The following is a 25,765-nucleotide window of genomic DNA, read 5'->3' on the forward strand; positions in this document are numbered from 1 at the left end:
TTCATTCAGTGGGATTTTTTTCTTTTCTGCCACTGAATGATTAGTTGCGTGATAAAAAGCTTGGAATACTAAAATGTATTCCAAGCCTTCTGTTAAGATGCCTTCTTTTTATCTTTATTGATCAGGGAATGAGTAATCCAGACAATTCCGGCCAAAAGAACAAGCGTTACAGCTAAAGCTAGCCACGTAGAATGGGTCAGTCCAATAACGAAGAAACCGAATAAAGCAGTAAACGCTGCTATCAAAGCATATGGCATCTGCGTAATAACATGGTCGATATGGTGTGCTCCTGCTCCAGTTGCCGATAAAACAGTTGTATCTGAGATTGGTGAACAATGATCTCCAAATACGGCCCCGGCAAGTACAGCTGCTAGTGCAGGCAATAATAAAGCCATATCTGTATTTACCATAATTTCTGCAGCAATCGGAAGCATAATACCAAAGGTTCCCCACGATGAACCTGTTGCTAAAGCCATTAAGCCTGCAATCAGGAATAAAATAGCCGGAAGCAGCCCCGCAGAAATGGATGAGTTATTAACCAGACCTGCTAAATAACTCCCTGTCTCCAATGCACTGATAATGGAGCCGATCATCCAGGCAAGAATAAGAATATTGATTGCCGGGATCATGGTTTTAAAACCTTCCATAAAAATATGTCCCATATCAGAACGCGGTTTCCTTTGCATAAAGTGAAAGATAACAGAAGTAAGTACTGCTGCAATACCACCTATAATTAAGGACAAATTAACATCCGTATTTGCAAAGGCGTCAATAATAGATGCACTTTCTTCTGTTTCCATTATCCCCGTTCCAATCATAGAAATAACTGTAACGATAAATAAGACAACAATTGGGATAATCAAATGAAATACTTTTCCATCTTTATGCGGATTAAATATATCACCTAAATCGCCAGATACTTGATTTCTTTTCGGGTCCAGCAATTCTCCTTTTTCCATTGCTCTTCTTTCGTGCGTACGCATCGGACCGATATCAAAATGAAAATAAGCCACGATAAACACGAGAACAATCGAAGCAATCGCGTAAAAGTTTAATGGTATCATTTGTATAAATGCTTCAATCGGCTGCAAATTTGTAATTCCATTTGCTGCAAATAACCCGCCTAAAATACCAATAATATAGGCTCCCCAGCTTGATATAGGTGCGATTACGGTAACGGGAGCAGAACTGGAATCAATGTAATATGCCAGTTTCGCCCGGGAAATTTTTTGCCTGTCTGTTACAGGTCTTGCAATCTGTCCAACTGCTAAACTGTTAAAATAGTCATCTATAAAAATAATCAATCCAATTATAGCAGTCATGATTTCCGCACCGGTACGTGTTTTCACCCGACGCAGCATCCAATCTCCAAAAGCTTTAGCCCCGCCAGAAGCTTGGAGAAACGCAGTAAGCACACCCAGAAAGAGAAGAAAACTGATTAATAATAAATTCCCCGTTTCCAATGCGCCATCTGCATAAAAAATAGTATAGAATACCGTCCATACCTCTTTTATTGCTTCCCATATATGGAAATCATTTAATAATAATGCTCCCACAACAATCCCTGTCCCTATTGAGATGAGAACTTTTCTTGTTAACAACACTAATATCAGCATGACAATTGCAGGTATCAGTGACCAAAACGTACCTTCCATGTTAAGACCTCCAACGATTTATTTTCGAGCTGAGTATTTAAACATTTTGAATAAGGTCAACGACGCGTAATGAATAATGGAAACTGCAGTTCCTTTTGAAATAATTACGTGCATATAACCGATTCGAAATAGGAAAGTAAGGCACAGGGATATCTATCATACTCAAGTACTGTTTCACAGTAAAAACATATACAAATTACCCTCTAAAAACGCAAAAAAACAATGATAGAAAATAACCTATCATTGTTTCACCAATTCACGTTATCCTCCATTTCGATCAGTAGTTCTCCATGTAAATCATTACATGACAGCATATTACTTTTTCAGTAGTACGCCAGCAATATAAAGCATGACCTCTTTATACACTTCGGCAAACTATCCTTTTTCCAGCAATCTTCGTTGTCATTCTCCTGCCGGATACTCATCTAATCTGCACCTCTACCTCACCGATCTGATAAGGTTTTTATTCAATTATAAATAGCTTCTCAACTAATTTGTACTATACTACATATTCAGTCGCTCTGCAAATCATCTTTTGGAACGGCAATATCAGGAGTATTTCCGTCCCCGCCATAGAAATCGGGCACTTTCCCCATTATTGCGCCCCCATCCAAATAGAGTTCAGTATGTACAGTTCTTACTTCAGATGTAAATGGTACAATGATTTGCACGTCGGCTTCTACGTTAATATACAGGGATACCCAAGCTCCATTAATGCCAAACTCTTCTTCTTCGCTGACCACATTTGTCCGGACTGCACCAACTACTTCCATATTGATTGGAATTTTGGGACCTAAATTGGCCAGTACAGAATTTCCTGTTATTTGTCCTAATGGAATTTCAATCAGCGTAGGATCGACCTGCACCCTGCCATCAGCACCACCCTCATAGTCATAGGGCTCATGCAGATTATGCTCAAAATCAAGCTGTTCTCCCCGGTTCACATACGTAAAAAACTCCTCTACTCTGTCCGTAGCTACCCTGTTAATTTCACTGATAACTGCAGGATTTCGATTATACGTTACCAAATTTCCTTCATTGTCATAGGTGATATTCAGCATATCCTCAAATCCATATTCCTCTACATAATACACAGCGGAGTTAATCGCTCTCGTAGCAAATTCATCCGCTTTTCGTTTGGCAATATCAATAACAATCGGTTCAATTTTGACGTTAATTAAATAAAAACTGAAGCCCACCACTGCAAAGAATAAAATTAACGTCAGCATCAGAATGGAGCGCCGAGAGGGAGGCATTCTTCTTTTTCTTCCCGTTCGCTTTCGAAATCGATATCGTTTTTTAAATTTCAATGCAACAACCCCCTTCGTAATAATTTATGCAATTATGGAAGGGAATTAGAACAAAGGAAAACAGATTGGTTTTACCTACAAAAAAACACTTCTTTCGTTCTGTACTATAAGTCAGTACGAACAAAAGAAGTGTCTTTTCTTGTATTATGATATTTTAAGCAATGCTTCTTTTCCGGTCATCCCGACTTCCCAGCCGTGCTCCTTCGATGCATCTGTTATTTTCTGCAACGGAGCGTTCAGCAATTGATCAATGGTTCTTACTCCCATTGCCCGGCCGGCGATAACGTTTCTTTCTTTCAGCTTAGGTATTTCATTAAAAATATCCACATCGAGCGCTGCACACATAATATACCCTACATCATTGCTGATTGTTAATAAGGTTGTTTGCGGCAATTCCACACTTACTGCTGTAAAAATAATTCCATCCACCTCAAGAGGTTCTACCGTAATCATAAAAATGCCCCCTCTGTTTTTCTCTCGTGATAAGTGTATGCAGAGGGGCAAAAGAACGTCACAAATAAAACGGAACTTCACTCAGCGGGAGATTTTACCGACGGTTCTCCGTCATAGAATGGAAAATGAATCAATGCTGTTTAACTGCATACACTAATAAGTCACGCAAAAATTCCGGGACAAAATATTGTTTTTTTGCAGAACGGGCAATTTCCGGCAGGAGCTGGCCAAAAGTAAAAGTATCTGCAGTAGCAACATAGTATACCTTGTCAGGGTGAACGGGATAACCATCTTCTGTATATACCCGCTTTACATACACCTCTCCATTTCGATGGAATGCAGTCTCGACCTGAATGCCTGAAAAAATCATTTTCCCTAAGATTTCCCCGCGGAAACCAAAACCCTTTAATTTTAATTCCGTAAAAGCAGGTGATAATGCCGCTCTGACCGTCTCTATGATTTGATCTCCCTTTAAATCCACAAGGACGGGGTTGATCGGATGAGGACAGATTCGGTGAATATCCCCTTTTGTGATTGCCCCGGCAGGAAGCGAATCTAACAACACGCCAGCATTCAGCATGGCGATATCTGCATTAGTCCATCTTCTTAGCACCTTTGTCAATGAATCAATAATAGGGGTTTCTGAAAACCAGTTTACTTCCAACGGTTTTTCAACACGTGCTACTGCCTGCCCCAGATAATGATTAGCCTGCTCTAATAATTGCTGTAAATGTTCTTCCGTCTCCAAATCCTTTACTGTATCCTGCAGGCTGATTGCCGCTGCATCTTTTGAGATAACTTTTTGCTTCTCATGATCCCAAATAATCTCTACCTCGCCGATATAGTAACAATGCTTTCCAGCTGCTGTAATCAAGGTCTGATTTACCAGATCGCCCTCTTTTAACAGATGATGCGTATGGCCGCCGATAATTACATCAATTTCCGGATAACGCCGGGAAATCTCCTGATCAACGGAAATTCCTAAATGAGAAAGAAGCACAATGATATCCGATTCTTTTTTCAAATCTTCTATATAGCGTTCAATGATGTCAAATTCATTTTCTACATGCCAGCCAAGCAGGTCGTAAAAGGCATTAAACGGTGCTGTTAAACCTAAGACACCTATCCGTATCCCGCTTTCCGTCATAAAGGAATGTGTACGCTTCAGCCAAAATGGCGTCAATTCATCTCTGCTGAATAAATTGCTGCAGACCACTTGAAAATCGGCCTTATCATATAATTGATATAATTCTTGATGGGAAAGCGTTATCCCCTCATTGTTTCCCAGCGTCACGATATCATAGCCTGCTTCATTCAGCAGTTCCACATTGGCCAGCCCGTTTGAAGCTTCTGTAATTGGATGGGACCGGTCAACATGATCTCCTATATCCATTGTAAAGACAGCTTCATTATTCTCTTTTCGCAGGCCCTGTTTTTCTTTTAAAAATGCTGTCACTCTAGGCCACTGTTCAAAATGACTATGTAAATCATTTGTATAGTAAAAGTAAACTTTCTCTTCAGACATACTTCATCGCCCCTAACCAATTCCTTGTAAAATCATGCGAATCCCCATAACAATTAATAAGATTCTCAAAAGCAGCTCTAAGAGCGAACTTAAAATTTTTTGATTGGTGAACGCACCCAGTTTGCCCCAATCCATTCCCCCGGTATAAAGAAAAGTACATATGCCCTCTCTATGTTGCCAAGCGCAACAGCAGGTATGATTTGAAATTTATATGTATATATTTCCGTTCCCATTTCCGCCTGGCGAAATTCTTTTTCAGAACCATCTACATTTCGCGGCTTTTTTCCTTTTAACTGCCGAAAAAAAAGAATCACGAATACCACCAGCAAACCAACTTTCTACTGTAATCATATCACATTGCTGGATAGATGAAAGCGAAGGAGCTTTTTACAAACGCATTGATTTTATTTTATATAGAAGAATCCATGTTTCTAAAGAAAACTTGGTTGTCATCAAGCCTTTAGGTGACAACCTTAGTTGGGACTGCGATTACTCGCCCCATCAAAAGCACTGCGCTTATACTTTATACCTTAAATTCTTTATACTTTCTTAAAGTGCAAGATAAAACGGTTTTTTTAAATAGGTTTACGAAAGGGTTTCCTCCAAATATACTCTTTCCCTATTGCCAAAGCAATCCTCCAAAGTTAAAATTAAATTAGTTTGTTAATTAATTTAATTATCTTAGTTGGTATCTTATTAATTTTTAAGATTACTTCTCTACAATAAAAGATCAAAGGCTTTACGATTACAACTAATCTAAAACACATTGCGGTGTTTTTCAAACTGAAGGTGAGAAAATGGATATTCAAGTAAAAGAAGTCGTAAACGGCTGGAAAGAATACACACTAACCAATGATACGATTGAAATGAGTATTCTGAATTATGGAGGAATCATCACAAAATTATATGCACCAGATCGAAATGGAAACACAGAAAATATTGTATGGACTTTTAAGGATTATCATGATTATGAAAATAATCCATTGTATTTAGGTGCTCTGATTGGAAGGGTTTCTGGACGAATACCTGACGGGCGATTTAAGATTAATCAGCAGAGCTGGCAGCTGGAAAAAAATGAAGGTAACCATCATCTGCATGGCGGAACAAACGGCTTTCATCAAATTCTGTGGGATACACAAGTGAACAAAACAGAATCGGCAATCGAATTACAATTAACAACGAATGATGTCACTTTTGCAGGCGGGTACCCTGGTAATTTGGATGTCTCTATCACTTATCGTCTTACCAGCAAGAACGAATTGTCTATACATTATCAAGCCGTTCCAGATGCAACAACCGCCCTTTCTTTAACAAATCATAGTTATTTTAATTTAACCGGAAATGTGCAAAATTCTATTTATCAGCATCATGTCACTATGCCGGACAGCACCATCATAGAATTGGATAAAAATCTGCTGCCTACCGGAAAGCTTCTGGATACGTCAAATACCGCATTCGATTTTCGATATGGAGCTCGCTTGAGAGAAGGGTTGCATTCATTATCTGAATCTGAACAATTAGCTTTAGCCAGTGGGTATGATCATTATTTTTTATTTAGGAACGCTAAAAACAGAATAGAAATTTATGAACCTACTTGCGGGCGAACCCTATCTATAGAAACGAATCAGCCTGGTATGACGATGTATACTGCGAATCAGGGTTCACAAGGATATCTATTAGAAAACGGGACTGTCCCAGCTCATTATGGGGTTTGTTTTGAGACTTCCAATACACCTTTAGCCCTCTATCAAGATAGACTGCCGTCCATCGTTGTAAAAGCAGGCGATGTTTATAACAAATCAACTACCTTTACATTTGGAACGAATTAGCTTTCTGATTTTATCAATGCACGAAATAACCTTCCAAAAAAAAGCTAATCCGATTGAACAGGATCCGCTTTTTTTTGGAAGATGACTCGTTTCCCTTCTGAAGTTAAGCCATATTCCTATATGATTGTTTCGTTATTTTGTATTGAAGCGGCTCACCTGCCGTAAAGCGCTTTGCTTCTTCCAGCATGAAAGCCCCTAAACGAGCCCTCTCATTACCAGAACTTCCTGCTATATGCGGTGTTAAAACAACGTTAGGCAGAGTGTATAATTTGGATTGTTCCGCTGGCGGTTCTGGATAAGTCACATCTAAAACAGCTGTAATATCTGTACGTTCTTGTAAAACTTCTATCATCTCATCTTCTCGAACAATGGCACCTCTAGCTGTATTAATAAATGTTGCATTTTGCTTCATGGACTGAAAATGCTCTTTTCTAATCATTCCTTTTGTTTCGGGCAAAAGCGGGCTATGTAATGAAACAACATCTGCATGTTTAAAAATAGCTTCTAAAGAACAAAGCTCTACATTTAAATTACTAGCTTCATCTTCGTTTACAAATGGATCATAAGCTAATACATTCAAGTCAAAATGCCGTAATAAATCCGTTACTTTCCTGCCGATTTGACTCAAAGAAATAATACCTGCCGTTGCTTGATAATTGCCGTTTAGCGGCTGATACATACCATTAATATAATTTTTTTCCTCTTTTAGCCGTCTGGATAGCTGCCAGCCGTTTTTTAAAGAAAATAGAATTTCACTTAATGTAAATTCTGCTACTGGAATGGCATTTGCCTGGTTAGCTGTGGTAACTTTTATGTCTCTTTCCCATATCTCGTCTGATAATAATTTCTTCATTGTTCCAGCTGCATAAAAGATGGCTTCTAAAGATGGCGTTTTTTCTAAAAACGATTGATCAAATACCGGAGCACCCCATCCAGAGAAAATAACCTCTGCTTCTTTTAATAAATTACCTTCTTCTTGATAATTGTATTTGGTCAATGGTTTTCCAATAATATCAATATATTGCGAAATCTCTCTTTGTATATCAGGTGTATAGACTTTTTCAAACAAATTTTCGTCCATTATAAACAGACCTTTTTTCATATGTTTTCACTCCTTTGACCGACGCATTGCAGAAATACTGCTGTTTGTTTTTTGTTTCTGAAACAGTTTAATAAGCGGTCCAATAATCAAAGCTGATATAATGGTTCCTTCACGAACACCCTGAACAGAACCAAATACGATAAACGAAATAAACATTGCTAAGCATACCAAACTTATATCAAAATAAAGCTTTACCTTTCCAAACTCCTGTGAAGTTTTGTAAGAAATCACTTTTACAATTCCTTCAGCCGGATTATTTACCACTTGTGCCTTCAACTGTATCACCGTGCTAAATGCAATAATAACACAGCCAATGGCAACCATATTTAATTGAACCCAGTAATAAGGTTGCGGGATATAAATAAGGAGATAAGACCAAAAATCAATAGCTATTCCTAATATTGGCCCTACTAGTAATTGCAAATACTGAACTCTGGGAAAATTTTTGCCCATCATTATTATTTCGATTAAGACAAAAAGAAGATTAAACAGCATCGTCAGCATTCCAAAACTAATAGGTAAGAATAGACTAAATGCATATGGCGGACTCGTAATAGGAGTTGTACCGAGATGTGCAAGTGTTACCAGACTAATGCCGAGTCCCATAATGAAAAGACTCAGTAAAAACAGTCCATAAGATTTTAATAGATTGGATTGTGCCAAATACATACACTTCTTTCCATAAATATTCCGATGTTTTAATAGCTGCCTTTTTATTTTTTTGAACATAGATAGTTAGCGATGGAAAAATAAAATCCTATTTTATGGACGTTTCTCTCCCTGCCCTGGACGATCTCATTCCATATTTTTAATAAGCAGCGGTACTTTTTCTCCGTAATTTTCTAGTAATTTTTTATTGTGTTCATCTGAACCCGTAATATTTCCACTTAGAAATACTGGTGGAACTTGCCCTGTTTTGATAAGTAAATCAGTGACTTCTGCTAAAATAGCTTGAAGAATCGAAATGCCAATCACAGAGGACGATGGGGCAAAACGAATACCTGTGTCAGAATTACTTAACATTGCGTCTCCAACCTGAACATGATTATCTATTGTATACTCGCAGACATCTTTCAAGTATAACCCGTCTTCATGTCTGGAAGGCTGCTGTTCAGCATATGCCGTACTGGTTAATGCCACCGTGACAGCTCCATTTTCTTTTCCATATAATGCGACATCTATTGGAACTGGGTTGATGCCTGAAGTAGAAATGACAATTAGCACATCCTTCTTAGTAATAGAATATTCCGCTAATAATGGACGAACATATCTATTTTTTCTTTCTTTTTGAGAAGATGCTGCCCCGCCTTGATGAAGCATCAATTCGTCAATCAATATAGGATAAATCGGTGCAAGTCCTCCTGCACGATAGAATACTTCCTCTGTTAAAATATGAGAATGACCACATCCGAATAAATAAACAACTCCGCCATCATTTATTTTATCTGCGATTACTTCACTCACTTTCTGCATAACGTTTGTTTCTTTATTAAACGTATTTTCAAGCTGCTCTTGTACTTTTTGATAATACTTCTTTATCATCATAATCCCCCTTGAATAATTGGTTTAAAGTTTGAAACGGCCTTCTTATCCATTGGTTATTCTCCATTTAAGAGGCAGCCCTTCCTTTCTCTTAAATGGAGATAATCATTCTAGTTTAAACGCGATGCATTCTATCTTTATATTTTTCGGTTAATGACTCATTGTATTCTCGGCCGCCTTCCACGTTGGCGCTTTTCATTATCGGCGGTTCGATACCTTTTTTCACTAGATTTTCGATTGCTTGTAAAACAACACTATCAAGTAAGTAAGCTGCTGAAATAGAAGATGTAGGACCTGTTTTCATTCCATATTCCGGTATATCTATTCCGCAGTCTCCAGGGTCTCCACAGTTATCCAGGACCACATCGGCAAATTCATATAATTTTTTTCCGCTTGAGTGCAGGCTTTTCGCATTTTGAGAATCTTTTAAATTTGTAACAACAATCAGCTTATTCCCTTTTTCTTTTATATATTTAGCCATGTCAATGTGCAAAGGGTTTTTCCCAGAATTGGATATAAAAATAAAACAATCCTCATCCTGCTGGTCGACTAAACGAATAAACGCATCACCAACCCCTTCAATTACCTCAAACCAGCCATTGGTTCCGTAAAACTCTTTGATAGCCTTGGAGTTAACGAATCCTCCTGCCCGGCCAGCAACTTCAATGGCAGCTGCGAAAGAATGTCCCGAGCCAAAAGATTGAATAATACCTCCCCGTTCAACCGTTTCTGTCAGGATATCGGCTGCTCTTTCAATATTCTCCCGTTGCTCTGTTCGTATTTTCTTTAAAATATAATCTATTTTCGCATAAAATTGGTCGACATAGTTCACTGCATTCACTCCTCTTACTTATCGCTTGGCTTTATTCAAAAATACTTCAATGCTTGTTTCCGGGTCATCTGGCACCATTTGAGCTGTCACCTTCACCCCGCTGTTAAGAAGTGTTTGGATCGCTTTCTCTTCATCTGCTGAGAGACTTACTGATTTTTTGATTTGCACTGTATCAAAACGATTGGAAAGATTTCCGATATTGACCTGTGGCAGCTCCAATCCTTCCTCCTGCAGACGGACTAGGATTTCTGGTGATTTAACAACCAGTAAAACACGCTGTCCCTGATAGTTGCCTGCTTTAATATTTGCGGCTGCTTTTTCAAATGGCAAAATAGATGTATTTACTCCTGATGGTGCTGCCATTCTTAATACCGCTTTCTCATGATCACTGGCAGCAATGATATCATCTATTACCATAATTCTGTTTACCCTTAAACCAGTAGACCATCGAGTAGCTACCTGTCCATGAATTAATCTATCGTCAACTCTTACATGTACAATTCCTTCCATTTCTATCTCTCCTTATATTGTAAATATTTTTAAATTATAAGCAATAATCCCAAGTGCCATTAGAATAAAGACAACGCGTGTTGAATTTAACTTTTTCTTACCCAGCATCCAATAAGTGACTGCAACAACAAGAACTGGACCTAGGGATGGCAAAATTTGATCAGCAAGCTCTTGTATAGAAAGTGTAACTTCCCCTTGCTGGAACTCATATCCAAAAGTTGCTGTAACCACCGTTGGGATAAGCGCACCTACAACGGTAATTCCAAGGATATTAGCAGCTTTTGTAAGATTCTTTAACCTGCCGCCTATTTCGGTTACGAGTCTCACACCTTCTTGGTATCCGGACCAAACAAAGAAACGCATGGCACCAAGACGAATAAATCCAAACACAATCCAAAGAATCAAACCGATTGGGTTTCCTTCAAGTGCTAAATAGGAAGCAATGGAACCTATGATGGTAGTAGGTATAACAAAGAAAAGCGTATCACCAATCCCGGCCAGCGGTCCCATCATACCTGTTTTTAATGAAGCGACTGCTTCCATTGATTTGATTCTTTTCTCTCTTTCAAGAGCTGTATTTACACCTAATATTAAAGGGGCCATCGTATTATTCGTGTTAAAAAATTGCATATGTGTCATGGCAACTGTTTTGCGTTCTTCGGGATCCTTATATAAATTCTTAAGTAACGGCAAAATACTGAAATAATATCCTAAGCCTTGAAACTTTTGATAGTTCCAGCTTGCTTGTCCAAAGAAAAACCATCTCCAAAATACTTTCTTTAACTCACGATCCATTTTTCGTTTACTCATCGCCCATCCCTCCATTAGCTACCGCAGGATCATTGTTATCATTATTTTTAGTGAACCGCTGATATCCTAAAATTGCCAGAGCTAGTCCAACAAGTGCAGCTCCTAATACAGACATACTTAAATATGCTGCTACGACAAATCCAATAATAAGATAAGGGATATTTTCCTTTACAGGTAAATATCGTAATAATATGGCTATACCTAGTGCAGGAAGCATTCCGCCAGCTACACTCAAACCACTCATCAGCCAATCAGGCATATAGTTCACGATAGATTCTACAAACCTTGCACCAAATACAAGTGCTAAAAACACGGGTATCATTCTAGACAGAGAAGTAGGAAGCAATCCCCATAACCCCATCCTGGCAGCTTTATCAAGGTTCCCTTGTTTGATAAAGGTCTCTGCCCTGTTTTGAAAATACGTGTTTGTAAATCGGGCAAGAACATCGAGCTGAACCATTAACAAGCCAATCGGGATCGCTAAGGATATCCCAAACTCAGCTCCTTCGCCTGAAAAGATAGCAAAAGCTGTACCAATCAATGCACCCGTCATATAATCTGGAATCGATGCACCGCCGAAATTTCCAACTCCAAGCACCAGTAAATTCAACGTCCCTCCGACAATCAATCCTGTTTGCATATCTCCAAGAATCAGCCCGGCAAAAAAACCTGCCATTGTCGGCTTAACAAATCCCATTGTTGTGTTGTTTCCATCATAAATTGCAAATGCTGCATACAGCGTTATTAATAATACTTGCCACCAGACAATCTCCATCCTTACTACCCCCTATTCATCTAAATCATTATTATTCAATTCAAGTGGATCCGCTTTAAAAATTGCACTTCTTGAAGATTCAATAACCCGATTAAGGTCAGAAATCATAAAATCAGTTTCATCTAAAAAGAGTGTTTCCAAGACTAGCGGCAGATTAACTCCGCTAATAACAAAGGCGTTTTGTTCCATCCCTAATTTATGTGTCAGCGCTACCGCCTGGTTGTAGGGCGTTCCCCCTTTTAAATCAGCAAGAATCACTATTTTTTTATTAGAACGCTTCCATTGTTCCAAATAAGATTCCAATTTTGAGGAAAAATCCTGAACACCAGCTTCGGTAAGTTCGATAATAGAAAGCTCTTCTTGTTCTCCGGTAATCATATCAACTGCTTTTTTTAGACCACCAGCTACTCCATGGTGAGATACTAACAAAATATTCATTTGTCCAACTCCTTTTATAAAGGTTCTATTTTATTGCTGAAATACTCCCAACGCTTATACGTTTCAATATATTCCACCACTCTTTTTTCCAGTAAGTACGTGTATCTGCGTATGAACGCAGTTGGTTTATCGCCTTCAATCTCAAGCAGCTTACTTTCCTCAGACGGCGTCGGGAAACAAATTTCTGTTATTTCTGTCGAATCTGCCTGGAAAAGATTAATTTCAAAATCATGTTTTATTTTTTCATAAATTGAGGAAAATGCTTCTAACTCTCCAATATCTTCCTTAATAAATTCAGATAAAACATAAGAGTATTGGACAAGCAACGGCACATCATCAATCATGCGTACGCGCTTGATTAAGTAAAATGGTTCCTCTTTGTTAATATTTAATTCTTTAGCTATTCGTGGATCTGTCATTCTTTCTACATTTAGTACTCGGACAGATTCTTGCTTCCCTTGATATTTTTCCTGATCAGAAAAACGCACTACTTTTGCTTTTTTCCCTTTGGAAACGTAAGTCCCTTTGCCTTGATAACGTACAAGATAACCTTCCTGTGTCAGCTCCTGTAAAGCCTTAATTACAGTAATACCGCTTACATTGTATTCTCTTTTCAACTCCGCTTCACTGTAAAACTTATCTCCTGGAAGAAACTTTCCGTTATTAATCTTGTAAAGAAGACTTTGCTTGATTTGCAGATATTTTGGAATAGAAATAAGATAACCTCCTAACTAGTTAATCAGTTAATATATTAAGTTAAAATAAAAAAATAATAGCATTGTTTTCATAAAGTTGATATCCATCCAATTCCCTACACCTTGCAATCAATCCAGGCATTTCGTTTTGCAATAAGCTAGTATTTAAATTTATGTTTGTCCTTTACTTGGCGGAATATGATGTAATTATTGATTGAAGCACTTTTACATCATTCTTTAATTGTTCGATACTATCTTCTTTCACAAATTCCATCATTAAATAACGCATTCCTTGTTGCTTTTCTAGTTGTTGTAAGTACTTTTCCCAATCAGAAATACCTGCTGAAAAAGGATACACAATGACGTTATTTTCAACAAGCTGCCAATGAAAAACATGAACATGGCTAAGCCATTGTCTTACGGTATCAATACTCTTCACATTCTTATTCACTGTTTCAAATGGCGAGGGCTGCCAGTATAAGGAAACGTTTGAATGATTAATTTTCTTCATTAGCCGTATGGCACTATCTGCCGTATCTGTTAAAGTTCGGCCATGATACTCTAGATTAATATGAATTCCTTGTTTTTCTGCTAAATCAGCAATTCGTTTGGCATCCTCTATCACTTTTTCCCATTGTCTTTCTGTTGCTTCGCTTGATCCAATATTTCCAGCCCATACTCGTATGGCAGGAGCCGTCAATTTTTCAGCAGTATCTAAGATAGCTTCAAAAGAAAATGGTTGTTCCTTTACCCCTAGACGATAATAGGAACCATAAGAGATAATATCTATTTCTGCTTGCCGGGTTATATTAGCAGCATACGCAGCATGTTCTAAGTCACCAGGCGGAACATGAATATCGCCGCCCCATTCTATTCCTTGTATATCCGTATTTTTAGCAGCTTCTATTATTTCTTCTACAGATAAGTTTCTAAAGGTTACAGAACATAAGCCTATTTGAAACATCCTTTTCCTCCTCTCAAATTTATTTTTCTTTCCTGTTAGTCCACTAGAAAAAATAACTTACCGTTTTATAGCATCTAAATCGCTTCTATTTGTATGCTGTTTTTTAATAGCTTTCTTTTAACAACTTACGCTTATCATACGAAAAATTTTTTTAGCTGTCTTATTAAAGGCGGAATAAAATTCTCAATTTCGGAAATAAACTTTTGAAGGTGTATACCTTCTTTTTTTAAATAAACTAAAAAAAGAATATACTAAATATCAGCATATTCTTTCAGCTATCTGACTCCTTTGTATATTGATATTTATTCCTGAATTTCTGAGGAGAGATATTCGTATACGCTTTAAATTTTCTATAGAAGGTAGAAATTGCTTCAAAACCTACTTCAAAACAAATAGATGCAATATCATTATTGGTTTCCATGAGTAATTTTTTGGCAATTTCCATTCTTACTTCATTTAAATATTTCATCGGTGTCATATCATATTGATCTTTAAAAATCGTATTGATATGTCTGGTACTTATCCCAAGCTTTTGAGAATAATCATTGGCATCTCTAATTTCAAAATATCGTGTTTCGAGGTAATCTTTTAAACGTTCAGCCCGAAGCACATTTGCATCCGTAATATTTAATTCTTTTTGACTTCGAAATAAAATCAGCAATAATTCTTCCAGATAGATTTTTACAGCTACTACATTAATCAAATCCCCTTGTGCTTGCTCATAAAGCATCCTGCGAAGTAACTGTCTTACATTTCCTGCTTCAAATGGACTTAAATCAATTAACCTCGGATTGCTAAAATCCTGCATTTCTAAAACCTTTTGAATATCCGAATCCAAATGGAGCACATCAAACTCAAGCACAAGTACTGTCATTTTCCCCTCTGATGTAATAGAGTGGTCTGAATATGGCGGGATAAATGCCAGACTATCTTGAAAAAAAGTGTTTTTTTGATTATTAAATGTAATCTCTCCTGTATTTTCGAGAGCATAAAGAATCTGGTGAACCTTATGATGGTGTTTCTTTACAAGATTTCTATTCGAATGTTTATTTTCTTTTAAACGAATACGATATCCCATTATAACTGCTCCTTTGGTGTGTGCTTTCTTTAATTACTTCTTAGATGTAATACATTTTTTGTTAAATACTTGTAAACAAAATAGACTTTTAACGTTACGCTAAAACATAATAACTACTTTAAAATCATGTTTAGCATTAATTATTTTTTCTTGATTTTCTCATCTAACATTTCTGTTCTTTTACTACATTTATTTTATAGCATGTCATTTCATATCGTCTATCTAAAAAATAAGGATACTATCTCCTCCAAGACAGCACCCTTATTTTTAATCTATTTTTCGTATTTAAACCAGCTTATGTCCACAATTCCCGCAGAAATTCATTCCCTGTGTTTTACTTCCGCAATTCGGACAGAAGTTTGGAATTGATCCGCTTCCCTCTCCTTCATTCCCTGTAGAAGATTGCTGTTGCTGCTGACCTTGATTTTGCTGCCCGCCTTGATTGGACTGCTGCTGTTGATTGGCTGCATTTTGGTCGTTTGTACCATTCATCATTTCTTTTGCCATCTGCATTCCCATCATCATTCCGGCCATATCTGTTGCGGAATTGCCGCCATCTGATTTTCCGGAAGCAATCGCATCCGTCATGGCGACATCTTTATACCGTCCCATATCGCCGATCATGCCATGCGAAGCAGTTTTTGTAATCATATCCTGGATTTCTTTAGGATAATTAAAGCTCATGATTTGAAAACCTTTAATCTCAAAACCATCCTGATTGACTTGCTTATCTAAATCTTCTTTGATCCCCTCGCCGATTTCAAAGGAATTCGCCTGAAGATTAAACATATCCTTTCCTTCTCTGGTAATCCACTTCATTAATAATTGATCTAATACTGCAGTAATTCTCAGACGAATGTCTTCCACCAGAAAACTGTCTCTGACACCTGCGATATTATCTATCAGCTTCACATAATCTTTCACTGTAAACTGAAAGGTTCCATTAGCACGGATCGGTATACCGCCAGGAAGCTGTGGAGAAGGTATGTTTATCGCATTTTTTGTGCCCCATTTTACAGTAAATTGTTTTGTATTGACAAACAGCACTTCTACACGCATTCCGCTGTTAAATCCAAATTTAAATCCTTTTAAGGTAGATAAAAAAGGAATAATGTCTGATTCAATTTCATATTCGCCCTCTTCTTTAAAAACCCCTTCAATTTTTCCCTGGTTGAAAAAAATAGCATCCTGGCCCGGACGAACAATTAATTTACTCCCTTTTTTTACCTCGTTGTTATTCCATTTCCAAAAGATCATATCATCACGAAATGATTCCCATTCAATCACATTTGCTAATTGCCCTCTAAAAAAGCCCATCATTCTGTTCATCCTTTCTTTATTTCAATACCTTCATTCAATCTATTATTAAAACTTTGCACGTCCGGAAGAACGGGAATGTCCGCCGCCAGTTCTGCCTATACTGCCGCCTCCCCGGCCTCCGCCGCTGTTGTTCTTCTGTATTTTCGTTTTCGTAACGGTTTGACGTAAATATCTATCTGACTTGCTTTTAATTCTTGAATTACCTGCATCGAGATACGTACTTGCATTCGTTGTCACACGACCGCCCATATTAAAAATCATGGAACCTACAATAACTGCACCAATTATAACAGCAGCCAGCAACTGGAACCAAGTTTGAAGAAAAATACTGTCCGGGTTGATACTCGGGTTCACACCCATATATCGCTCTATCTTCTCAAAATATAATAAGCTGGCGTCATAATAATCGTTATTTCGTAAATCAGGAACTAAATCATCGGCAAGCTGCTGCGCACGCTCAGGACCAACATACTCTTCTCCCTTATAAAATCCGCTTACCGCAACATCTCTTTCTCCGGAAGGTCCGGAAAAATCAAGCCCCATAAATACCGTATCTCCATGTTCTCCATCATACCCGGGACCCTGCTCATCATAGAAGTCATCGATATATTTTTGGATACCTCTCCCGTCAGACTCATCCTTCGTCAAAATAAGAATATCAATCTCGTTCTCTTCACTATATTCTGCCGCTCTCTGCTCCAGATCAGTCCGTTCATTATCTGTAAATATGTTTGCATCATCATAGATATACTGCTTCTCTGCAGAGACTGCAGGCAGCATTAGGAAAGTTATAAGTACAAGCATACCAGCCGTAATTAAAAACTTCTTCATAGTAAATCACCGCCCAGCATCATCGCTATTGCTTTAAATAAAACAAAGGATCCGCCAGCAATGCTGGAAAACCAAAGCGCTGCCTTCGAATAACTCAGCGGCGGCTTGCCGACAATTTTTCCAGTCTGCCCATTCATTGCAAAGGTATGCTCCTGCTGGTCAAAATCGTAATATACCATCCAGACTGGCAGCAGGACATAGTAGCTGTTTGCTTTCTTGGTGCGTATGTTTTTCTGTTGATAGCTTACAGAGCTGTATCCCCGGATGGTGGAAGCAATATACGTATCCATAAAACCTTGGATTTTTGCTTTCACCCGGTCAAATAATTCATCATCGGTATAATTATACTTTTCAGCTAAGTATCCTGCTAGATAGGGCGTTTTAAAATCCTCCAGCTTGTTATAATCATAAGGCTCTATTTTATCCATCAGCTCATCATTCATTTTTTCTGATGCATCGACCGGCACTTTTAAATAACTGATATCAATATCTCTATGCACCCGATAATACTTGGTTTCCGTATAACGATAATCGCCGCGCCGATACGTTCGCACTTTCGTTCCTGTTGCTTTCACGTCTACATCATTATCTAAATCATACATCCAAAATGGGACATACATTCCTGTAATATTTTTTACACGGTCCGCTGTCATAAAGCCCTTAGGTGTCAACCTGCCATTTTTACACCATTTTTTAAATGCTTCCATTGCTTCTTCTTTACTGATGGTAAATGGAATTACTTTCGCAGGTGCCAACTCCCCGGATAACCGGTCAGCAAGCACCACCCCGGCCCCGCAAAAACTGCATGAGGTCGCCGTCGTATCTGCATCAGTTAAAACAATAGCACCGCAATTCTCACAATGATATTCCTTCGCCTCGTCTTTTTCAAAGGACTGTGTAATATTCACATCATCATACGTATCGATATGCTCCTCATGCCCGCAGCTGTCACAGGCCAAATGGCCAGAAGCACTGTCAAATTCCATATCCGCCCCGCAGTTGGGACATTTATAATGCACTAGCATCCGTCTTCACCTCATTTTTCTGATCGTAATTCAAGCAGCGCCTCAGCTTCAGCAAGCTCAAACTGGATCTTCTCTTCTTGTGCTGTAGTGTATTTCATTATCTCCGCTTCATTTTCTTTCGCAGAGGTCTCCCTCTCTAAAGCATCCAGCTGGTCAAAGATTTCTGAAAATGTTTGACGCATTCGGTCATAACTTTGCTGGAAAGGGACCATCTGTGTTTCAAAATCATATTTTTGGCTTTGTAATTTTTCAATTTCTTTCTGTGCCGCTTCTTTTTGCATTTGAAATCTGCTTTGTTCATTTGCTTGTTCCGAGCTTTCTTCATATCTGGCAAACTTGTCTGCCAGTTCTTGCTGCTCTATTAGCTTTTCCTGTGTTCTGGTAATGTTTAGTTGAATAGTGTCTATTTTGGCGTGCATTTCCCGCATTACTCTATCCATTTCTTTTCTGCTTTTTTGCAGGTTTTGTCTGTTTTTCTTCGCTTCTCTTTCAGGTGAAAAAAGGCCTTTAAAAAAACGCATTCTGAATCATCCTTTCTGCCTCGCTTAAATAATTGTACGTTTGAACTCCACAAAAGGTTTCACTGCCTTTTCAGAACGGTAAGGACGTTTCAAAATAATCAATTACCTTATAAGGATAACTTATTTTCCATTAAAATTCTAATAACCTTTTTAAAAATTTCGATTTCTTTTACAAGATTGTAATATTAATAGCTTTTCGAAATGAAAATGAAATGAAAAAACCGTAAATTTATCTGAAATTGTTGATAGAACTTGATTCGAAACCTGTCGATTGATGTAATATATTTTAATAATTTGTTACCGACCTTTAAAAATTTGGACACCTTCTTGTGATATCTCTATGTTACCTTGTATATAGTGAAAAAATAAAAGTTCAGCGAAAATATAGCTGAATCAGGTCTGGTTTGGTTTCAGTCTGTTATCTTCTGCTTCAATCAATTTGTACTCCCCTATATACAATACATCATAGAATAGGAGATTAACAGACGGCCATACCACGATTTGAGCGAAATCTTGCTACATAGGTTTCTGTTTTTCAACAAAATAATACAAACATTCTTAAGGAGGAATTCTTTTGGCACCATTGAATCTTGATGCAAAAAAATATGTTATTTCGACTGCGTTTGCTGCAACGTTAGCACTCACTCCGGTAGTAGGCTCCAGTGTATTAGCAAATGCGGGTGAAGGATCAACAGAAGGAGATATCACCTACGAAGAAAGCAGCCTCCCTGAAGTTCAAGAGGAACAATCTTCTGAAGAAACACCTTCTGCAACAGTTAACTCTTCTCTTGTTCAACAAGGTGATTCCGGTTCAGAGGTAGAAAATATACAAAGTTCATTGCACGATCAAGGCTATTCTTCTAGTAACGTAGATGGTATTTTTGGAGAACTTACGGAACAAGACGTACGAGATTTCCAATCTGATCAAGGCTTGCAAGAAGACGGTATTGTAGGACCAGCTACTTCAGATGCACTAGGTACTCCTGTTGAATCCGCTCCAAGCTCTGAAGAAGCTTCAGAGCCAGAAGCTGGTGAAGAGGAAGCAACAGAAGAAACAAGTGAGAATGACATTGTTATTGAGGAAGTCTCGAATGATTCCGGATCCGAAGACAATGTAGGAACACAAACTGGTTCTGTCAGCGGTTCTGACATCGTTGCAGCAGCTGAAAGTGCTTTAGGTATCCCATATCAATTCGGAGCATATACTCCGGGAGAGTCAAATCCATCTGCATTAGACAGCAGCGGATTGATCAACTATACGTTTGACCAAGTAGGCATCGATGTTTCCCGTACACACAGCCAAATGTGGGCAAATGACGGAGTGCATGTAGATTCTCCAAGCGTTGGAGACGTTGTATTCTTTGAAGGAACTTACGATACAGCTGGCGCATCTCACAGCGGAATTTACATCGGCAACAATCAAATGATTCACGCTAGCAGCGGCAGCGGTGCAATGGTTGTAGCTGATATGAGCGTTGACTATTGGCAACAACATTATCTTGGAGCTAAGTCTTTCAATTAATAGTTTTAAAAAACAAGCGCAACCTGGCGCTTGTTTTTTTATGTCTGCTTTTTATTCTTTTCTAGCATTGAAAATTTTATATAGACTTTTTAAATTTTTTACGATATACTTGTCAACAATTTCTTAGAAGGATTTCCGAAAAAAAGGGATAAAGGAAGATTTTACATAAATATTATTTTCAGACTAATCCAATATTATTTATTTATCGCAAAGTTTGTACATTCTATTCCGTCTATCCAAACTTAAAGTTTATTTCTTGTCTATGCATACTCAGAAAATGTGCATCAAAATAAAATACGGAATCCTATTCTATTATATTGAAGTAAGGGAGTATTGTAGAAGTATGAAACTATTCATTCACATCAGTAATTTTTCGAATAAGTATTTTGCTTTCATAACCATTTTAGTTGCTGTTGCTGCCTTCTATATGCCCGGCGGTTTTAATTGGTTAAACAATTATATGACCATATTACTTGGAATCGTTATGTTTGGAATGGGGCTCACCATGACACCAAACGATTTTAAGCTGGTGTTAACAAAACCTGTACCAGTTATTATTGGCGTTATTCTGCAATTCACCATTATGCCGCTGCTTGCATTTGGAATTGCAAAGCTTTTAAATTTACCGCCCGCTCTGGCAGCCGGAATTATCTTAGTAGGATCTGTTCCGGGTGGTACTGCATCGAATGTTATGGTATATCTCGCTAAAGGAAATGTAGCATTATCTGTTACGATGACATCTGTTTCTACCATGCTGGCACCAATTATGACACCAGTGCTTTTGTATCTTCTAGCTGGGCAATGGATTCCTGTAAATCCGTTTGCTATGTTTATTTCTATCATTCAAGTTATTATTGTTCCCATTGTGTTAGGACTTATCTTTCAAAGGTTCTTCCCAGTGGCCGTTGACAAAAGTATAGAAATTTTGCCGCTGATTTCAGTTATAGCTATTTCGGGAGTAGTGGCTGCAGTCGTTTCAGGAAACACAGAAAATATTGCATCTTCTGGAGCACTTATTTTTGTCACAGTTCTCTTGCATAATTGGTCCGGACTTTTGCTTGGCTTCTTAGTTGCCACAGTGCTTCGTCTCAATGAAGAGACAAGAAGAGCAATATCCATCGAAGTCGGCATTCAAAATGCTGGATTAGGCACCACATTAGCGAGCGCCCATTTTGCTGCACAGCCATTGGCTGCATTGCCAGGTGCTATTGCCGTTGTGATGCATGTAATCAGCGGGTCTATCCTTGCCTCCATCTGGTCAAAAATACCGGTGAATAATAGTAAAAAAGGAAATAAGAGAGAAATAGCTTAATTTGCTGAGGCTATCCTCGTGGAGCTGATTCAAAATGAAACAGAGGATACAGGTGATTGGAAAGTTGACACACCTTCCTTTTCAATCATTTTTCAAAAAAGCGATATCCAACAAAAATGAATGGAAAAGGAGATTCGTCCATTGCAATATACAGATAATAATCTAATCATTCGTACGATTGAAGAAAAGGATCTGCCGCGTCTGTGGGAGCTGATATTTAAGGAAGAAAAGCCAGAATGGAAAAAATGGGATGCCCCCTATTTTCCGCATCAGGCAAAATCATATGAATCTTTTTTAACAGAACAGGCACATTGGGTAGATTCTGAAAATTATTGGGCTGTAGAGCTTGATGGTCATATTCTTGGCACGATTTCTTATTATTGGGAGCACCAGCCCTCCTGCTGGATAGAGATTGGTATTGTTTTACATGAGGCAGCATCCTGGAGAAAGGGAATCGGCACCCGTGCTTTGAAATTATGGATCAATCATCTTTTTAATCAGCTTCCTTTAGTACGTATCGGTTTAACGACTTGGTCCGGCAACGAGCGGATGATTCGGGTAGCGGAAAAACTCGGGATGCAAATGGAAGCACGAATTCGCAAGGTCCGGTATTATCAAGGTGAATATTATGATTCCATCCGCAATGGGGATGCTGCGGGAGGAATGGGAGCAGCAACATTACAGTGACTACAAGACAGGTCTAATTTAAGGCCTGTCTTCTCGATTACAACAAACGATTTTCCAACTCCTTTTTATCAAGCAGTTTTATCATACTTCCCTTTCTCTGAATAAGCTCTTCCCCTTCCAGCCATTTTAATTTTCGAGATAGTGTTTCTGGTGTCGTTCCCAAAAAAGAAGCCAGTTCCTTCATCTTCATTGGAATCTCTACTTGCTTGGATGCTGCAGTTTTATATAAATCAAGAAGATACGTCATTAAACGATTTTCTACTTTTTCCATCATTAAAAATTGTGCCTGCTGCTCTGCCTCCATCAATTTTTTGGCATTGATTTCTAACAGCTTCAAGCTTATTTGCGGGTATTGCAATAGTATTTTTTGAAAATCCTCCTGTTTTAGCAGGCAGACTTCTGTTTTCTGCATTGCTTCCCCAAATAAATTTTCATTTTGAGCTCCAAGCAGCAATCCTTCTCCTTCATAGCCGTTCGGTCCGACAACTCTTAATAATTGCTCGCGGCCAGTCGCTGAAAGCTGATATACCTTCATGTTTCCCTGTGCAATCACAACTAATTGCGGATTCTCACCAGGCGTAATAATATGTTCACCCTTTTCAAAAATATGGTGCTTTACCAACCGGTTAATTATCCTTTGATCTTCTAAATCTAAATGCTGAAAAAGCGGTACTGCAGCTACACATAAATGCTCCTGGCTCACGGCGATTCCTCCTTTTCAACATGGCAGCTTTATCTAAGCAGATAAAGCTGCCATGTTATTGTCTTTCCTCTATTATACGCTTTGTACTTTTGTATTTTCTACTGTATAGCCCAGCTTTTCGATGACTTCTGATAATTTATCCGCAGTTGTTTCCTTATTATTAATTTCTGCTTTTACCTTACCCGCATGAAATAAGACATTCACCTTTGCCACGCCTTGCTGCTTCTGAACAGCACTTTCGATTTTTTGAATGCATGACGGACAGGTTAAGCTTTCTAATTGAATCGTTACTTTTTCCATAAATAACTCCTTCTTTCCTTTTATTTATATTTCTATCGTACTTCTAATGTTTTATTTTGTACTTGATAGCTATCAAGTTTTTCATCTTTTGTATGATAACGTAATAAACGCATGCCGTTGATAACTACTGCCAGAATACTTAATTCATGTACCAGCATACCGCTGGCCATGTGGATATATCCAAAAATCAATCCGATGAGGAGAAAAACCACCGTCCCCACTGCAATGATGATGTTTTCCTTCATATTGGCTGTTGTTTTCTTTGTTAAACCAAAGGCATGGATCAATTTTTTAAAATGAGAATGCATTAGGATAATATCAGAGGTTTCCACTGCTATATCCGTCCCGCTTCCCATCGCAATTCCTGCATCAGCTAAAGCAATAGAAGGACTGTCATTCACTCCATCTCCAATAAAAGCTACCGTTCTTCCTTCTTCTTGAAGCCGTTTTATAAAGCTGGACTTATCCTCTGGAAGAAAATCCCCATGAACCTCCGTTATCCCCAATTCACTTCCTACTATTTCTGCCGTTGTCTGATTATCTCCTGTCAACATTACAAAACGCTTAATCCCCATTTGTTTTAAAATACGCAACGTTCTTTTTGCATCTGGCCGAACCTGGTCTTTGATACCAATCAGCAGTGTTAATTGACGATTGATTGCTGCAAATACGGTAGAATTCCCGGACTGTTGAAGGTGAAGTAAATCCTGTTTTGCCTGGTTATTTATCCAAACAGCATGGTTCTCCATAAGGGTCTGATTGCCAATCATTATTTCCTCTGAACCGATATGTGCAATAATTCCTTGTCCTTTCACAACTTCTGTTTTATCAATTTTTGCATATTCGGTTTTCCCCACATATTCTAAGATTGCTTGCCCCAATGGATGCTCCGATTCTCTCTCCACACTTGCAGTTAACCGAAGCGCTTCTTGCAAATCATCCGTATATGCTTTCGCTTCAGAAACTGCCGGTTTGCCACTAGTTAATGTTCCAGTTTTATCAAATATCATCGTATCTGCTTTGCTGAATGCAGCCATCAATTCTCCGCTCTTGATTAGAATGCCATTTTTTGCTCCATTGCCAATTCCGGCAACATTGGAGACTGGGACACCAATAACCAGTGCTCCCGGACATCCTAAAATTAAAATTGTAATTGCCAGATGGACATTCTGAAAAATCAAACCGACAATAAACGCAAGCAACAATACAATCGGCGTATAATATTTGGCAAACCGATCCATAAAACGTTCTGCTTCGGATTTATTATCCTGTGCTTCTTCAACGAGTTCAATAATTTTTCCAAAGGTCGTGTCTTCTCCAATTTTTTCAGCTTCTATCTTCAACGTACCATTTTCTAAAATTGTACCGGCAAACACTTTCTCTCCGATTGCCTTCCCTGCTGACATGGATTCACCTGTCACACTTGCTTCATTGATATAGCCTTTTCCTTCTTGAATGATACCATCCACAGGAATTTGAGCTCCTGTCTTAACAAGGAGCAGATCCCCTTTCGCCACGTCATCAATATGAATTTCTTCTATGTTATTATCGTTGATTCGTAAAGCGCTGGCGGGAGCCATTTTAGTAAGTTCCCGAATGGCAGAGCGTGTTTTTTCCAATGTCTTTTGTTCCAATAACCCTCCGAATAAAAATAGAAAAATAACAATAGCAGCTTCACTGAATTCACCGATGATAAACGCTCCAGTAACAGCAATGGATACTAACAGTTCAATACTGATTATTTTTACTATCAGTGCTTGATAGGCTTGGATAAATATCGGCGGAATACCGATAATCGCAGCCATTGCCATTGCAAGGGAATATCCCGGATCCCAGTCAAATAAAAATTTTGAAATAAATGCTGAAACAATCAACATTCCGCTGATAAGGACAACAGGATGCTTATGTTTCATTAAAAATTGCTGCAGCTTCATTTTCTCTCCCCCTCTCCGATTACACTGTCATTTTATCGTGAAAGGAAAAGAAAAGAATTGATGCTTATCAAGATAGGAAAAATCCTTTTGGA

Annotated in this window: 26 protein-coding genes, 1 pseudogene and 1 riboswitch; of the genes and pseudogenes, 4 read left to right on the top strand and 23 right to left on the bottom strand. The window is 38.3% G+C overall.

The features are described 5' to 3' along the window. Window positions 1-92: 92 nt before the first annotated feature. From MKX55_RS16830 to MKX55_RS16850, 5 genes are all read right to left on the bottom strand, one after another. Window positions 93-1,655, bottom strand: coding sequence for a Na+/H+ antiporter NhaC family protein (locus tag MKX55_RS16830; protein WP_339178950.1), 1,563 nt, complete (start codon window positions 1,653-1,655; stop codon window positions 93-95). Between the two features lie 273 nt (window positions 1,656-1,928). Continuing rightward, window positions 1,929-2,104, bottom strand: a riboswitch (Lysine riboswitch). A gap of 63 nt (window positions 2,105-2,167) precedes the next feature. After that, on the bottom strand, window positions 2,168-2,965 hold the full coding sequence (yunB, locus tag MKX55_RS16835; RefSeq protein WP_339178953.1) for a sporulation protein YunB: 798 nt from the start codon (window positions 2,963-2,965) through the stop codon (window positions 2,168-2,170). Window positions 2,966-3,109: 144 nt separating this feature from the next. Then, complete coding sequence (locus MKX55_RS16840; RefSeq protein WP_040979011.1) at window positions 3,110-3,418, bottom strand: DUF1805 domain-containing protein; 309 nt, start codon at window positions 3,416-3,418, stop codon at window positions 3,110-3,112. A 130-nt stretch (window positions 3,419-3,548) separates the two neighbouring features. After that, window positions 3,549-4,943, bottom strand: coding sequence for a bifunctional UDP-sugar hydrolase/5'-nucleotidase (locus MKX55_RS16845; RefSeq protein ID WP_339178956.1), 1,395 nt, complete (start codon window positions 4,941-4,943; stop codon window positions 3,549-3,551). Window positions 4,944-5,032: 89 nt separating this feature from the next. Next, window positions 5,033-5,257 (bottom strand): hypothetical protein, encoded by a 225-nt coding sequence (locus tag MKX55_RS16850; RefSeq protein ID WP_339233588.1) that lies wholly within the window; start codon window positions 5,255-5,257, stop codon window positions 5,033-5,035. 483 nt (window positions 5,258-5,740) lie between these two features. Here MKX55_RS16850 and MKX55_RS16855 point away from each other — a divergent pair, with 483 nt between their 5' ends. Then, window positions 5,741-6,772, top strand: coding sequence for an aldose epimerase family protein (locus MKX55_RS16855; protein WP_339233590.1), 1,032 nt, complete (start codon window positions 5,741-5,743; stop codon window positions 6,770-6,772). 103 nt (window positions 6,773-6,875) lie between these two features. On the opposite strand, the gene MKX55_RS16860 is transcribed toward MKX55_RS16855, so the two are convergent. The 15 genes from MKX55_RS16860 to MKX55_RS16930 all read right to left on the bottom strand — a co-directional run bounded on the left by MKX55_RS16860 (window position 6,876) and on the right by MKX55_RS16930 (window position 19,215). Continuing rightward, a complete protein-coding gene (locus MKX55_RS16860; protein WP_339178962.1) occupies window positions 6,876-7,874 on the bottom strand; it encodes a hydroxyacid dehydrogenase in 999 nt (332 codons plus the stop codon). A gap of 6 nt (window positions 7,875-7,880) precedes the next feature. Then, on the bottom strand, window positions 7,881-8,543 hold the full coding sequence (locus tag MKX55_RS16865) for a DUF6198 family protein (RefSeq protein WP_339233593.1): 663 nt from the start codon (window positions 8,541-8,543) through the stop codon (window positions 7,881-7,883). A gap of 126 nt (window positions 8,544-8,669) precedes the next feature. After that, window positions 8,670-9,419 (bottom strand): SIS domain-containing protein, encoded by a 750-nt coding sequence (locus MKX55_RS16870; protein ID WP_339178967.1) that lies wholly within the window; start codon window positions 9,417-9,419, stop codon window positions 8,670-8,672. Between the two features lie 112 nt (window positions 9,420-9,531). Then, a complete protein-coding gene (locus MKX55_RS16875) occupies window positions 9,532-10,248 on the bottom strand; it encodes an SIS domain-containing protein (RefSeq protein ID WP_339233595.1) in 717 nt (238 codons plus the stop codon). Between the two features lie 18 nt (window positions 10,249-10,266). Beyond that, window positions 10,267-10,758, bottom strand: coding sequence for a PTS sugar transporter subunit IIB (locus MKX55_RS16880; protein ID WP_212928786.1), 492 nt, complete (start codon window positions 10,756-10,758; stop codon window positions 10,267-10,269). 12 nt (window positions 10,759-10,770) lie between these two features. Next, the gene (locus MKX55_RS16885; protein ID WP_339178973.1) at window positions 10,771-11,568 is read right to left on the bottom strand and encodes a PTS system mannose/fructose/sorbose family transporter subunit IID; all 798 of its coding nucleotides are present in this window, start codon (window positions 11,566-11,568) and stop codon (window positions 10,771-10,773) included. Further along, the gene (locus tag MKX55_RS16890) at window positions 11,561-12,343 is read right to left on the bottom strand and encodes a PTS sugar transporter subunit IIC (protein ID WP_193063640.1); all 783 of its coding nucleotides are present in this window, start codon (window positions 12,341-12,343) and stop codon (window positions 11,561-11,563) included. The genes MKX55_RS16885 and MKX55_RS16890 overlap by 8 nt, the downstream gene beginning before the upstream one ends. 12 nt (window positions 12,344-12,355) lie before the next feature. Continuing rightward, window positions 12,356-12,781 carry a PTS sugar transporter subunit IIA gene (locus tag MKX55_RS16895; protein ID WP_339178975.1) on the bottom strand — a complete coding sequence of 142 codons (426 nt, stop codon included), beginning with the start codon at window positions 12,779-12,781 and terminating at the stop codon, window positions 12,356-12,358. A gap of 14 nt (window positions 12,782-12,795) precedes the next feature. Then, complete coding sequence (locus MKX55_RS16900) at window positions 12,796-13,497, bottom strand: GntR family transcriptional regulator (RefSeq protein ID WP_339185288.1); 702 nt, start codon at window positions 13,495-13,497, stop codon at window positions 12,796-12,798. A 163-nt stretch (window positions 13,498-13,660) separates the two neighbouring features. Next, window positions 13,661-14,440 (bottom strand): TIM barrel protein, encoded by a 780-nt coding sequence (locus MKX55_RS16905; RefSeq protein ID WP_212928784.1) that lies wholly within the window; start codon window positions 14,438-14,440, stop codon window positions 13,661-13,663. 271 nt (window positions 14,441-14,711) lie between these two features. Further along, window positions 14,712-15,518 (bottom strand): AraC family transcriptional regulator, encoded by an 807-nt coding sequence (locus tag MKX55_RS16910; protein ID WP_193063634.1) that lies wholly within the window; start codon window positions 15,516-15,518, stop codon window positions 14,712-14,714. Between the two features lie 285 nt (window positions 15,519-15,803). Continuing rightward, complete coding sequence (locus tag MKX55_RS16915) at window positions 15,804-16,835, bottom strand: SPFH domain-containing protein (RefSeq protein WP_339238555.1); 1,032 nt, start codon at window positions 16,833-16,835, stop codon at window positions 15,804-15,806. Between the two features lie 48 nt (window positions 16,836-16,883). Next, window positions 16,884-17,669 (bottom strand): TPM domain-containing protein, encoded by a 786-nt coding sequence (locus MKX55_RS16920; protein WP_339233597.1) that lies wholly within the window; start codon window positions 17,667-17,669, stop codon window positions 16,884-16,886. After that, window positions 17,666-18,694, bottom strand: coding sequence for a TFIIB-type zinc ribbon-containing protein (locus MKX55_RS16925; protein WP_339178981.1), 1,029 nt, complete (start codon window positions 18,692-18,694; stop codon window positions 17,666-17,668). Before MKX55_RS16925 ends, MKX55_RS16920 begins: the two co-directional genes overlap by 4 nt. Window positions 18,695-18,705: 11 nt before the next feature. Next, on the bottom strand, window positions 18,706-19,215 hold the full coding sequence (locus MKX55_RS16930; protein ID WP_339233599.1) for a hypothetical protein: 510 nt from the start codon (window positions 19,213-19,215) through the stop codon (window positions 18,706-18,708). A gap of 574 nt (window positions 19,216-19,789) precedes the next feature. Between MKX55_RS16930 and MKX55_RS16935 the strand changes: the two genes are divergently transcribed. From MKX55_RS16935 to MKX55_RS16945, 3 genes and pseudogenes are all read left to right on the top strand, one after another. Beyond that, window positions 19,790-20,737: an NlpC/P60 family protein gene (locus MKX55_RS16935; RefSeq protein ID WP_339178984.1), complete on the top strand. Its 948-nt coding sequence runs from the start codon at window positions 19,790-19,792 to the stop codon at window positions 20,735-20,737. Between the two features lie 343 nt (window positions 20,738-21,080). Beyond that, a complete protein-coding gene (locus MKX55_RS16940; protein WP_339233601.1) occupies window positions 21,081-22,049 on the top strand; it encodes a bile acid:sodium symporter family protein in 969 nt (322 codons plus the stop codon). A gap of 120 nt (window positions 22,050-22,169) precedes the next feature. Continuing rightward, a pseudogene (locus MKX55_RS16945) lies at window positions 22,170-22,758 on the top strand (GNAT family protein). A gap of 15 nt (window positions 22,759-22,773) precedes the next feature. On the opposite strand, the gene MKX55_RS16950 reads toward MKX55_RS16945, so the two are convergent. The 3 genes from MKX55_RS16950 to MKX55_RS16960 all read right to left on the bottom strand — a co-directional run bounded on the left by MKX55_RS16950 (window position 22,774) and on the right by MKX55_RS16960 (window position 25,673). Continuing rightward, window positions 22,774-23,439: a Crp/Fnr family transcriptional regulator gene (locus MKX55_RS16950; protein ID WP_339178991.1), complete on the bottom strand. Its 666-nt coding sequence runs from the start codon at window positions 23,437-23,439 to the stop codon at window positions 22,774-22,776. A 72-nt stretch (window positions 23,440-23,511) separates the two neighbouring features. Continuing rightward, a complete protein-coding gene (locus MKX55_RS16955; RefSeq protein ID WP_339178994.1) occupies window positions 23,512-23,739 on the bottom strand; it encodes a cation transporter in 228 nt (75 codons plus the stop codon). A gap of 32 nt (window positions 23,740-23,771) precedes the next feature. Beyond that, window positions 23,772-25,673, bottom strand: a complete 1,902-nt coding sequence (locus MKX55_RS16960) for a heavy metal translocating P-type ATPase (RefSeq protein WP_339178995.1) — start codon at window positions 25,671-25,673, stop codon at window positions 23,772-23,774. Between the last annotated feature and the right edge of the window lie 92 nt (window positions 25,674-25,765).

Source organism: Oceanobacillus sp. FSL W7-1281 (assembly GCF_037969835.1).
GTDB lineage: Bacteria > Bacillota > Bacilli > Bacillales > Amphibacillaceae > Oceanobacillus > Oceanobacillus oncorhynchi.